We start from the raw sequence: 10,760 nt of genomic DNA, 5'->3' as shown, positions 1-10,760 counted from the left end.
CTCCAGTCGCCCGCGCGCACGCGCCGGTCGCCCGCGGCGATCGAGCGCAGCGCCGCGAGCATGAGCGCGACGGCGTGGTCGGCGACGGCGTCGGCATTCGCGCCCGGCGTGTTGGCGACCACGATGCCGCGCGCGGTCGCGGCCTCGACGTCGACCGCGTCGACGCCGACGCCGTATCGGGCGATGACGCGCAGCCGCGGCGCCGCGTCGAGGTGCGCCGCGGTCACGGGCCCCGTGCCGGCGACCCAGGCGTCCGCCTCGGCGAGCGCGGCGCGGAGCTCCCCGAGCGCGTGGTCGCTCGCGCCCCGCGAGACGCGGTGCCCGGCGGCCTCGAGCTCGGCGACGAGGTCGCGGTCGCCGGCGCCGAACGAGCGGCTCGTGGCGAGGATGGAGGCCATCAGCTCGCGCCGCCCGCGAACCACGGCGCGAGCGCGGCGTAGGCCTCGTCGAACCGCGCGAGCCGCTGCCGGTAGGCGTCGTGGCGCGCGGGATCCGGCGAGAACTCCGCCGTCACCTCCGAGAGGCCGCGGGCGGCGTCGAAGGAGTCGACGAGGCCGAGCCCGACGGCGCCCACCACGGCCGCCCCGAGGCTGTTCGCCTCCTCGACGACCGAGCGGCGGCGCACGGGCACGCCCCACGCATCCGCCATGATCTGCAGCCACGCGTCGCTCGCCGCGCCGCCGCCGACGGCGTCGACGCGGTCGATCGCGGCGCCGGACTCCCGGAACGCGTCGATGCAGAGCGCGAGGTTGAAGGCGACGCCCTCGAGCACGGCGCGCACGAGGTGCGGTCGGGCGTGGTGGCGGCCGATGCCGACGAACGCGCCGCGCGCGGCGGGCTCCCAGCGAGGTGCGCGCTCGCCGAGGAGGTAGGGCAGGAAGTAGAGGCCTCCGGTGTCCGCGTCGTCGGTGTCCGCCTCCGCGACGAGCGCCGCGAGCGACCGGCCGTCCGGGTCCGGGGCGAGCACCTCGTGGATCCAGCTCACGGACGCTCCCGCCGCCTGCATGGTGGCGGTCGGGACGTAGCGGCCCGGCACGACGTGGTCGAACGTGAACGTGCGCATGCTCGCGTCGAGCACCGGCGCCTCGCTCGTGAACGAGATCCACGACGACGTGCCGAGGCACGCGTACGCGCCGTCCTCGGGCGCGACGATGCCGGCGCCGACGGCGGCGATCGGCCCGTCGCCGCCGCCCATGACGACGCGCGTGCCCTCGAGCAGCCCGGTGGCGGCGGCGGCCTCGGCGGTCAGCGCGCCGACGACCTCCGTCGACGGCACGATCTCGGGGAAGATCGCGGGGTCGAGCCGAGCGGCCTCGAGCACCGCTCGCGACCACGTGCCGGTGCGCTGGTCGAACGCGTTCGTGGCGGATGCGTCGCTCGGCTCGGTCGCGAGCCGGCCGGTGAGGCGGTGCACGACGAAGTCCTTCGCGACGCAGAACCAGCGCGTGCGCGCGAAGACTTCGGGCTCGTGGTCGCGCACCCACATGACCTTCGCGATCGAGTAGGTCGCGTTGAGCCGATGGCCGAGCAGCTCGTAGGCCTTGCGCTCGCCGAGGCGCTCGACGAGCTGCTCCGCCTGCCGCTGCGCGCGCGTGTCGGCCCAGATGATCGCGTCGCGGACGGGCTCGAAGCTCGCGTCGAGCAGGACCGCGCCCATCATCTGCCCGCTGATCACGATGCCGCGCACGTCGGCAGGAGCGGTGCCCGTCTGCGCGAGCAGCGCGCGCGTCGCCTCCACCACCGCGCGGTGCCAGTCGCGCGGGTCCTGCTCCGCGACGCCGCCGTCGGCGAAGCGGGCTGGGTACGAGACGGTGACGGCAGCTCGGAGGCGCCCGTCGTCGTCGTGCAGCGAGGCCTTGTCGCCCGTCGTGCCGAGGTCGTGCGCGATGAGCATGTCAGGCGGTGTACGGGCGGCGCTCGACGCGGCCGTCGGTGCGGTAGACGCGGTGCCCCATGCCGTGCTCGAGCACCCAGCCGTAGTCGTGGCCGGCGCCGCCCGGGTAGACCGCGAGGAAGCTGTACGGCTCGTCGCCGACGTTGACGGAGCGATGCGCCCAGCCCGGCGGGATGTAGCCGATCGTGCCCGGCGTCATGTCGAGCCACTCGGTGCGCTCGCCGTCGAACATGAGCAGCCCGCCGGTGCCGTGGAGGGCGAGGTAGATCTCACCCTGGTGGTCGGGGTGCTGGTGGCCCTTCGTCATCCAGCACTCGCCGCCGGTCGAGCCGGGCTCGATCGTCGTGATCGATTGCGGCAGCTCGCGCTCGACCTCCGGCACGGGCGACGACTGCACGCGGTAGACGACCGGGTCGCCGTCTGCGACGGCGGCGCGCCAGGCGTCGCTGTCGGCGAAGAGCCCCTCCAGGTCGCTCATGCGCCGCTCGAGCGTCGGACCCTCGGGGCTCAGCGTCGCGGCGTCGGCGTCGAATCGGATCGCGAAGGGAGCGATGGGGGGCGTGGCGAAGTCGGGCACGGCATCTCCTCGGTCGGGGGCGCGTCGTCGCGCGCTCCGACCCTACCTGTAATTACAGGTTGACGCCAGAAGTCAGCGAGTGCGGAACGCCGGTCCGTGGGCGTCGTCGTACGAGAGGCGGAACTCGAAGCGGGTCCGGTCGCCGCGGTGCAGGGCCTCGAAGTGCTCGATCGGCTGGTCGGCGTCGTCGAGCACCGTGCTGCGCAGCAGCAGGACGGGCTTGCCGGGGCCGATGCCGAGCAGCTGGCCCTCGCGAGCATCCGTCACGCTCGCCTCGACCGAGCGCACGCCTCGAGCGGCGTGCACGCCGTGCGCCCGCAGGTGGGCGTAGAGCGAGCCCTCCTCGAGCTCGGCGTCGAAGGCGAGCGCACCGATGTGCTCGGGCATCCACGTCGTCGAGAGCGACCAGCGCTCGTCGTCGACGAAGCGCAGCCGCTCGAGCACGACGACCGTGGTGCCGATGTCGCACCCGAGCGCCGCCGCGACGCGCTCGCCCGCCGGCTCGCGCTCGAGCCGCAGCACCTCGGAGCGCACCGTGCCGCCGCGCGCGGCGACCTCCTCGTGGAGTCCCGCGAGCCCGCTCGCGAGCGTCTCGGCCGTCTTCTGCGGCGCGACGAACGTGCCCTTGCCCTTCACCCTCGTGATGATGCCGTCGTGCTCGAGCTGGCCGAGCGCTTGCCGCACGACCGTGCGGGAGACGCCGTACTGCTCGCACATGCGCAGCTCTCCCGGCAGCAGGTCGCCGGGGCTGAGGCGCTCGTCGGTGATCGTCGCGAGGATCTGGCGCCGCAGCTGGTCGTACATCGGGTCGGCGGAGAGCCGGTCGATGCGGATCGACGGCATCGACGACGCTGCCCTCCCGCGTCGCGCCGGCTCGCCCATCAGTAGTCGACGCCGGCGATGAGCGCGACGTTGGCGTACGGCGTGTACTCGCCGCTGCGCACGAAGGCGCGCGCGCCGTGCGAGCGGCGCTTGTACTCCTCGTGCGGGATGAGCTCGACCTCGATGCCGAGCGGCTCGAGCCGCTCGCGCACCGCGGCGAGCATGTGCGGGCTCGCCTCGGCGACCTCGGCGGGCATGACCGCGCCCTCGACGACGATCTCCGCGAGCACGGTGTCGAGCACGTCGAGGAAGGGCGGCTCGCCCTTGCGGTACGCGAGGTCGACCCGCTCCGACCCCGGCGGGATCGGCAGCCCGGCATCGGTGATGAAGAGCTCGTCGTAGTGGCCCGTCTCGGAGATGATCCGGCCCAGCTGCGGGTGGATGGTGGTGGCGCTGCGGCGCATCAGGCGTCCTCTCGGATCCGCGAGGCGAGCAGTGCGTCGACCTCGGCTGCCGTCGGCAGGCTCGGGGAAGCGCCCCGCTTCGTGACGGCGAGCGCTCCGGCGGCGCCGGCTCGCTCGATCGCCGCGTCGCGCGACAGGCCCGCGGCGAGGCCTGCGGCGAGGAAGCCGGCGAACGCGTCGCCCGCCGCCGTCGTGTCGACGACCTCGACCGGGATGGCGGAGTGCTCGGTGATGCCGTCGGCGGTGACGAGCACGCTGCCGGCTCCGGCCATGGTGATGAGGGCGGCGCGCACGCCGCGCTCGACGAACCAGCGGCCCGCCGCGACGGCGGCGTCGCGCGAGTCGACCTCGATGCCGGTCAGGAGGCTCGCCTCCGTCTCGTTGGGCGTCACGATGTCGACGAGCGGCCAGATCTCGTCGTCGAGCTCGTGGGCGGGCGCCGGGTCGAGCACGACCGCGATGCCGGCCTCGTGCGCGCGGCGGATGGCGTGCATCGTGAGCCGGAACGGGATCTCGAGCTGCGTGAGCATGACGCGCGATCGAGGGCCGAGCTCGTCGAACGCGCGATCGATCTGGTCCTCGTCGAGGTGGGCGTTCGCGAGCGGCACCATGACGATGTCGTTCTCGCCGCTCGCATCGACCCGGATGTGGGCCACGCCCGTCTGCCCCGGCACCGTGCGGACGTGGCTGACGTCGACGCCCGCGTCGCGGAGCCCGTGGTAGACGAGGTCGCGGAAGAGGTCGTCGCCGACGCAGCCGACCATGCGCGCCGGAGCACCTGCCCGACCGGCCGCGACCGCCTGGTTCGCCCCCTTGCCACCCAGCACGAGCGTGAAGGCATCGCCGAGGAAGGTCTCGCCCCGCTTCGGGAGCCTGCTCGAGAAGGTCGTCACGTCGGCGGTGATCGATCCCACGATCAGCACGCCGGGTTCGTCCGCGACGCGTCCCAGCCGTTCGGCCACGGGTCCTCCGTTCCCGCGCGATCCTCGTTGACGTCCGCGCGCACCTGTCATTACATTAGCCGCGTCCCCAGCGATCCCGCGGGGCGACCGCATGCCCTGAGGAGCCGCGCCGTGATCGCACCCCGCCTGTACGTCGACTCCGCCGACCTGGCAGCGGTCTCCGCGCTCCTCGCCGATTCCCTCGTCCACGGCGTGACGACGAACCCGACGATCCTCGAGCGCGCCGGTCGCACGGCCGCCGAGATCCCGGAGCTCTACGCCCGATGGGTCGAGGAGGGCGCGCGCGAGGTCTTCTTCCAGGCGTGGGGACCGGATGCGAGCGCGCTCGAGGAGCGCGCTCGCGGCATCCTCGCACTCGGCGACCGCGCGGTCGTGAAGGTGCCGGCGACGCGCTCGGGCTTCGGCGTCGCGGCCCGGCTCGCCCGCGAGGGCGCGCCGGTGCTCCTCACCGCCGTGTTCACGCCCGCGCAGGCGCTCGCGGCCGCCTCGAGCGGCATCCGCTACCTCGCCGCCTACCTCGGGCGCATGCGCGACGCCGGCTTCGACGCGACGTCGGACATCGCCCGCATGCAGGCGGCGTGCGGCAGTTCGGGCACCGAGGTGCTCGCCGCGAGCCTGCGGAGCCCGGAGGACGTCGTCGCGCTCGCCGAGGCCGGCGTGCCGGCCTTCACGGCAGCGCCGGCGGTGCTCGAGGCGATGCTGGCGCACCCGGCGACCGTCGATGCGGCGGACGCCTTCGAGGCCTCCCCGTCGCTGCGCGCCTGACGCGCCGCTACTCCTTGCGCAGGCGCAGCTCCTGCATGCCGCCGTCGACCGCGAGCCCCACGCCCGTCGTGGAGCCCGCGCGCGGGCTCGCGAGGTAGGCAACCGCGTGCGCGATCTCCTCGGGCGCGACGAGCCGCCCGTGGGGCTGCCGAGCCTCGAGCTGCGCGCGCTCGAGCGCCGGGTCCGGCGCCGCGTCGAGCAGCCGCCCCACCCAGGGCGTGTCTGCGGTGCCGGGATTGACGGCGTTGACGCGGATGCCCTCCCGCAGGTGATCGGCGGCCATGGCGCGCGTGAGCGCGAGCACGGCGCCCTTCGAAGCCGAGTAGAGCGCGCGCTGGGGCAGTCCGGCCGTCGCGGCGATGGAGGCGGTGTTGACGACCGCCGCAGCGCTCGAGCGTCGGAGCCACGGCAGGGCGGCTCGCGTCACGCGCATGATCCCCACGACGTTGATGTCCCACACCCGGTGCCACTCGGCCTCGTCGTTGTCGTCGATCGCGCCCGCCGCGCCGATGCCGGCGTTGTTGACGAGCACGTCGATGCCGCCGAGCTCGCTCGCGACGCGCTCGATCGCTGCGCGCACCGACGCGTCGTCGCTCACGTCGCACTCCACGCCGAAGTGGGCGTCGCCGGGGCGCAGGTCGAGCACCGCGACGCGCGCGCCGCGCGACGAGAGCTCCGAGGCCACCGCCGCCCCGATCCCGCTGCCGCCGCCCGTGACGACCGCGACCAGTCCGTCGAACTCGTTCATGCCGCTCCCTCCGCGACGATCCGGTGGCGCTGCGCGCCGATCCCGTCGATCTCGATCTCCACGACGTCGCCGTCGGCGAGGTAGGGGAACCGGCCCGAGAGCGCGACGCCCTCGGGAGTGCCCGTCAGCACCAGGTCACCCGGGTCGAGCCGCATGTAGCGGCTGAGATCCTGCACGATCGCCGGCACGTCGAAGATGAGGTCGGCGGTCGAGGAGTCCTGGCGAGGCTCGCCGTTCACGCTGCTCCGCAGCCGGAGCGCACCGAGGTCGACCTCGTCGGCCGTCACGAGCACCGGGCCGAGCGGCGTCGAGCCGGGTGCGCACTTGCCCTTCGACCACTGCCCGCCCGACACCTCGAGCTGCCACGCGCGCTCCGAGAGGTCGTCGGCGATCGTGACGCCCGCGACGCACGCGAGCGCCTCCTCGCGGGAGCCGAGGTTCCACGCCGGGCGGCCGATCACGATCGCGAGCTCGACCTCCCAATCGAGCTTCGCGGCGTGGGCCGGCAGCGGCACGTCGTCGTCGGGACCCGCGACGGTGTTGGGGTGCTTGAGGAAGACGACGGGCTGCTCGGGCGGGGCGCTGCCCGACTCGGCGGCGTGCGCGGCGTAGTTCATGCCGATGCAGACGACCGCTCCCGGCCGCGCGATCGGCGCGCCGATCCGGAGGCCCTCGCGCTCGAGCTCCGGGAGGGCGCCCAGGGCGTCGCGCGCCGCCTCGAGCCCGCGCTCGAGGAAGGCCCCGTCGATGTCGTGCGTCACGCTTCGCAGGTCGAGCGCGCGCTCGCCGTCGATGACCACGGGGATCTCCTCGCCCACCGGTCCGAGCCGAGCCAATCGCATCCGTCGTCTCCTTCGCCTCATCGCTGCCGGACACCGAACATCCGAACTCTGAGCCCGACTATACGGCCAGAGCGGAAACAAGCGCGAGGCTTGCCGTCGAAACATCCGATCTATACTGTGCCAGTGTCCAGCAAAGAGGAGCACCCATGAGCACGATCGTCAGCGTCGACGTCGCCGATGTCCGGTTCCCGACCTCCCAGAGCCTCGACGGCTCGGATGCGATGAACCCCGATCCCGACTACTCCGCGGCCTACCTCGTGGTGCGCACCGACGCGGCCGATGGGCTCGAGGGGCACGGCTTCGTCTTCACGATCGGGCGCGGCAACGACGTGCAGCTCGCCGCGATCGACGCGGTCGCCGAGCACGTGCGCGGGCGCGAGCTCGAGCCGCTGCTCGACGACATGGGCGCGACCTCCGCGTGGCTCATCGGCGACTCGCAGCTCCGTTGGCTCGGGCCCGAGAAGGGCGTCATGCACATGGCGATCGGCGCCGTGCTCAACGCCCTGTGGGACCTCAAGGCCAAGCGAGCCGGCCTCCCGCTGTGGCAGCTGCTCGCGCGCATGTCGCCCGAGCAGCTCGTGGACCTCGTCGACTTCCGGTACCTGAGCGACGCGCTCACGCGAGAGGAGGCGCTCGAGATCCTGCGCGCCGCCGAGCCGGGCCGCGCCGCGCGCGAGGCCGAGCTGCTCGCGACGGGGTACCCCGCTTACACGACGACGCCCGGCTGGCTCGGCTACTCGGACGAGAAGCTCGCGCGCCTGTGCCGCGAGGCGATCGCCGACGGCTTCACCCAGATCAAGCTCAAGGTCGGAGCCGACCTCGAGGACGACATCCGCCGCTTCCGCATCGCGCGCGAGGTGTGCGGTCATGACTACCCGATCGCGATCGACGCGAACCAGCGCTGGGACGTGCAGTCGGCGATCGAGTGGGTGCAGGCACTCGCGCCGTTCCGGCCGCACTGGGTCGAGGAGCCGACGAGCCCCGACGACGTGCTCGGCCACGCGGCGATCGCGCGCGGCATCGCGCCCGTCCCGGTCGCGACCGGCGAGCACGTGCAGAACCGCATCGTCTTCAAGCAGCTCATGCAGGCGGATGCGCTGCGGTACGTGCAGATCGACGCGACGCGCGTCGGGGGCGTGAACGAGAACATCGCGATCCTGCTGCTCGCGGCGAAGTTCGGCCTGCCGGTGTGCCCGCACGCGGGCGGCGTCGGGCTGTGCGAAGCCGTGCAGCACCTGTCGATGTTCGACTTCGTCGCGGTCTCCGGCACGCGCGAGGGCAGGGTGATCGAGTTCGTCGACCACCTGCACGAGCACTTCGTCACGCCGACCGCCATCGTCGACGGCTCGTACGCCGCGCCGACGGCTCCGGGCGCCGGCACCGAGATGCTGCCGGCGTCGGTGCGGGACTACACCTGGACCGGGGCCCACCGCGCGGTGCGTGCGGCAGGCTAGTCGCATGTCGATCCTGGCCGAGCACCCCCTCGCCTTCGGCGCCGCCACCGTCGGCAACCTCTACCGCGAGCTGAGCGACGAGCAGGCGCTCGCGACCCTCGAGGCGGTGTGGGACGCCGGCATCCGCCACTTCGACACCGCTCCGCACTACGGCATCGGCCTGTCGGAGCGGCGGCTCGGCGCGTTCCTGCGCTCGAAGCCGCGCGATGAGTTCGTGCTCTCGACCAAGGTCGGCCGCGTGCTCGAGCCGCTCGGCGAGGTCGACGGCGACGACATGGCGCACGACTTCGCGGTGCCGCGCACCCACGAGCGCCGCTACGACGCCACCGCCGCGGGTGTGCGCCGCAGCCTCGACGAGTCGCTCGAGCGCCTCGGCCTCGATCGCGTCGACATCGTCTACCTGCACGACCCCGACGCGTTCCCGGAGGGGGAGCGCGCGGCGCTCGAGACGGGCCTGCCCTCGGTCGCGGCGCTCCGCGACGAGGGGCTCGCGACCGCGGTGGGCATCGGGTCGAAGTCGCTCTCCGCGCTCGAGGCTGCCGCCGACAGCGGGGTCGTCGACGTGCTGATGGTGTCGAGTCGCATCACCCTGCTCGACGCCTCCGCCGCCGAGCGCGTGCTGCCGGCGTGCGAGCGGCGCGGCGTCGAGGCGATCGCGGTGTCGATCTTCAACTCGGGCTTGCTCGCGAAGCCGCGCCCGGCATCCGACGCCCGCTACGACTACGGCAGCGCCGACGCTGCGCTCGTCGAGCGAGCGCACCGCATCGCCGACGCGTGCGAGGCGCACGGCGTCGACCTGCCGACCGCGGCGATCGCCTTCCCCCTGCAGCTGCCCGCCGTCGCGGCGCGCGCCGTGAGCGCGAGCTCCGCCGCGCAGGTCGAGCAGACGGCGGCGCGCGCGTCGACCGCGGTGCCGGATGCGCTCTGGCGCGAGCTCGCGGATGCCGGGCTCGTGCACCTCCCGCACTGGGCGGAGCGGGCGTGACGATCGACGCCCACCTGCACGTGTGGCAGGACCCGGCCGCGCTCGAGTGGCTCACCGCCGAGCTCGCGCCGATCCACCGCGGCTTCGCGCCCGCCGAGGCGCGCGCGGCGATCGCTGCCGCGGGCTTCGACCGCGCGGTGCTCGTGCAGGCTGCCGACACTGACGCCGACACCGAGCAGCTGCTCGCGCTCGCAGAGGCCCACGACTGGGTCGCTGGCGTCGTCGGATGGGTGCCGCTCGACGACCCGGCGCGCGCGGAGCAGCGGCTCGACGCGCTCGCCGGCCGCCCGCTCGTCGGCGTTCGCGCCCTCATCCACGACCAGCCCGACGACGGGCTGCTCGACCGGCCCGTCGTGCGCGAGACCCTCCGGCTGCTCGCCGAGCGCGCCCTGCCCCTCGACGTGCCGGACGCGTGGCCCGCGCACCTGGCGGCCGCGACCCGCGCGGCTGCCGAGGTCGACGGCCTCATCGTCGTGCTCGACCACCTCGGGAAGCCGCCCTCGAGCCCCGACGAGCTGCCGCGCTGGCGAGCGGCGCTCTCCGGGCTCGCGGCCGTGCCGACGACCCTCGCCAAGGTCTCGGGGCTCCACCGCGCCGGCCGCGCGCTGCCCGACGACGCCTTCGACGAGGTCTGGGACGCGGCGCTCGAAGCCTTCGGCCCCGAGCGGCTCATGCTCGGCAGCGACTGGCCCATGCCGCTGCTCGGCGACGGCCTCGAGCCGCTCGCCGCACAGCTCGAGCGGGCGCTCGACGCGCTCTCGCCCGCCGAGCGCCGCGACCTCGGAGCGGGCACCGCCGCCCGCGCCTACCGACTGGAGGCCTGACGTGCTCACCGGCATCGACCCGCTGCTCACCGGCGACCTGCTCCGCCTGCTCGATCACATGGGGCATGGCGACACCGTGCTCGTCGCCGATGCGCACTACCCGGCGCACGCGGTCGGCGCGCCGGTGGTCGACGTCCACGCGCCAGCGCCCGCGGTCCTCCGCGCCATCCGCTCTGTCGTGCCGTTCGACGGCTACGAGGGCCCGTCGATCTCGCTCATGGCGCCCGAGCCGGGCGAGGGCGAGGAGGTCGGGGCCGAGCTGCGCGCCGCGGCGCGCGCGCCCGGGGAGCGGATCGACGCGATCGACCGCTTCGCGTTCTACGGGCGCGCGGCGAGCGCCTTCGTCGTCGTGCGCACCGCCGAGACGCGGAAGTACGGCAACGCGCTCCTGCGGAAGGGCGTCGTCGGCTTCGGCGACTGAGG

12 protein-coding genes and 1 pseudogene are annotated in these 10,760 nt (G+C 74.1%); 5 read left to right on the top strand and 8 right to left on the bottom strand.

Annotated features, from left to right (window positions below; all coding sequences use genetic code 11):
- From NWP09_RS00650 to NWP09_RS00625, 6 genes and pseudogenes are all read right to left on the bottom strand, one after another.
- Window positions 1-398 (bottom strand): annotated as a pseudogene (locus tag NWP09_RS00650) (hydroxyacid dehydrogenase); the annotation flags it as partial.
- Window positions 398-1,894 carry a xylulokinase gene (gene xylB, locus NWP09_RS00645; RefSeq protein WP_258273606.1) on the bottom strand — a complete coding sequence of 499 codons (1,497 nt, stop codon included), beginning with the start codon at window positions 1,892-1,894 and terminating at the stop codon, window positions 398-400. The pseudogene NWP09_RS00650 and the gene xylB, both read right to left, overlap by 1 nt.
- Window position 1,895: 1 nt before the next feature.
- Window positions 1,896-2,471: a glucose-6-phosphate isomerase family protein gene (locus tag NWP09_RS00640; protein ID WP_208064327.1), complete on the bottom strand. Its 576-nt coding sequence runs from the start codon at window positions 2,469-2,471 to the stop codon at window positions 1,896-1,898.
- Between the two features lie 72 nt (window positions 2,472-2,543).
- Complete coding sequence (locus NWP09_RS00635; RefSeq protein WP_258273605.1) at window positions 2,544-3,314, bottom strand: GntR family transcriptional regulator; 771 nt, start codon at window positions 3,312-3,314, stop codon at window positions 2,544-2,546.
- Window positions 3,315-3,352: 38 nt separating this feature from the next.
- A complete protein-coding gene (gene rbsD / locus NWP09_RS00630; RefSeq protein ID WP_208064329.1) occupies window positions 3,353-3,757 on the bottom strand; it encodes a D-ribose pyranase in 405 nt (134 codons plus the stop codon).
- Window positions 3,757-4,680 (bottom strand): ribokinase, encoded by a 924-nt coding sequence (locus NWP09_RS00625; protein WP_258273604.1) that lies wholly within the window; start codon window positions 4,678-4,680, stop codon window positions 3,757-3,759. Before NWP09_RS00625 ends, rbsD begins: the two co-directional genes overlap by 1 nt.
- A gap of 150 nt (window positions 4,681-4,830) precedes the next feature.
- Here NWP09_RS00625 and NWP09_RS00620 point away from each other — a divergent pair, with 150 nt between their 5' ends.
- Window positions 4,831-5,484, top strand: a complete 654-nt coding sequence (locus NWP09_RS00620) for a transaldolase family protein (RefSeq protein ID WP_208064331.1) — start codon at window positions 4,831-4,833, stop codon at window positions 5,482-5,484.
- A 7-nt stretch (window positions 5,485-5,491) separates the two neighbouring features.
- On the opposite strand, the gene NWP09_RS00615 is transcribed toward NWP09_RS00620, so the two are convergent.
- Together NWP09_RS00615 and NWP09_RS00610 are read right to left on the bottom strand one after the other, a co-directional pair.
- Window positions 5,492-6,232, bottom strand: a complete 741-nt coding sequence (locus NWP09_RS00615; RefSeq protein WP_208064332.1) for an SDR family NAD(P)-dependent oxidoreductase — start codon at window positions 6,230-6,232, stop codon at window positions 5,492-5,494.
- Window positions 6,229-7,074: a fumarylacetoacetate hydrolase family protein gene (locus NWP09_RS00610; RefSeq protein ID WP_208064333.1), complete on the bottom strand. Its 846-nt coding sequence runs from the start codon at window positions 7,072-7,074 to the stop codon at window positions 6,229-6,231. Before NWP09_RS00610 ends, NWP09_RS00615 begins: the two co-directional genes overlap by 4 nt.
- Window positions 7,075-7,220: 146 nt before the next feature.
- Between NWP09_RS00610 and NWP09_RS00605 the strand changes: the two genes are divergently transcribed.
- The 4 genes from NWP09_RS00605 to NWP09_RS00590 are packed head-to-tail and all read left to right on the top strand — an operon-like array spanning window position 7,221 to window position 10,758.
- Complete coding sequence (locus tag NWP09_RS00605) at window positions 7,221-8,528, top strand: L-fuconate dehydratase (protein ID WP_208064334.1); 1,308 nt, start codon at window positions 7,221-7,223, stop codon at window positions 8,526-8,528.
- Window positions 8,529-8,532: 4 nt separating this feature from the next.
- A complete protein-coding gene (locus tag NWP09_RS00600) occupies window positions 8,533-9,513 on the top strand; it encodes an aldo/keto reductase (RefSeq protein WP_208064335.1) in 981 nt (326 codons plus the stop codon).
- Window positions 9,510-10,337, top strand: a complete 828-nt coding sequence (locus tag NWP09_RS00595; protein WP_258273603.1) for an amidohydrolase — start codon at window positions 9,510-9,512, stop codon at window positions 10,335-10,337. The genes NWP09_RS00600 and NWP09_RS00595 overlap by 4 nt, the downstream gene beginning before the upstream one ends.
- 1 nt (window position 10,338) lies before the next feature.
- Complete coding sequence (locus NWP09_RS00590; protein ID WP_258273602.1) at window positions 10,339-10,758, top strand: RbsD/FucU domain-containing protein; 420 nt, start codon at window positions 10,339-10,341, stop codon at window positions 10,756-10,758.
- The last annotated feature ends 2 nt before the right edge of the window (window positions 10,759-10,760 follow it).

The organism is Agrococcus sp. HG114, from assembly GCF_024723325.1.
Taxonomy (GTDB): domain Bacteria; phylum Actinomycetota; class Actinomycetes; order Actinomycetales; family Microbacteriaceae; genus Agrococcus.
The sequence above is the reverse complement of the archived record's forward strand: the minus strand, read 5'-3'. Positions and strand labels throughout refer to the sequence as shown.

Excerpts from the sequence above, each read along its gene's own strand:
- xylB (WP_258273606.1), bottom strand. The coding sequence starts at position 1,894 with ATGCTCATCGCGCACGACCTCGGCACGACGGGCGACAAGGCCTCGCTG.
- NWP09_RS00635 (WP_258273605.1), bottom strand. The coding sequence starts at position 3,314 with ATGCCGTCGATCCGCATCGACCGGCTCTCCGCCGACCCGATGTACGAC.
- rbsD (WP_208064329.1), bottom strand. The coding sequence starts at position 3,757 with ATGCGCCGCAGCGCCACCACCATCCACCCGCAGCTGGGCCGGATCATC.
- NWP09_RS00615 (WP_208064332.1), bottom strand. The coding sequence starts at position 6,232 with ATGAACGAGTTCGACGGACTGGTCGCGGTCGTCACGGGCGGCGGCAGC.
- NWP09_RS00610 (WP_208064333.1), bottom strand. The coding sequence starts at position 7,074 with ATGCGATTGGCTCGGCTCGGACCGGTGGGCGAGGAGATCCCCGTGGTC.
- NWP09_RS00605 (WP_208064334.1), top strand. The coding sequence starts at position 7,221 with ATGAGCACGATCGTCAGCGTCGACGTCGCCGATGTCCGGTTCCCGACC.
- NWP09_RS00600 (WP_208064335.1), top strand. The coding sequence starts at position 8,533 with ATGTCGATCCTGGCCGAGCACCCCCTCGCCTTCGGCGCCGCCACCGTC.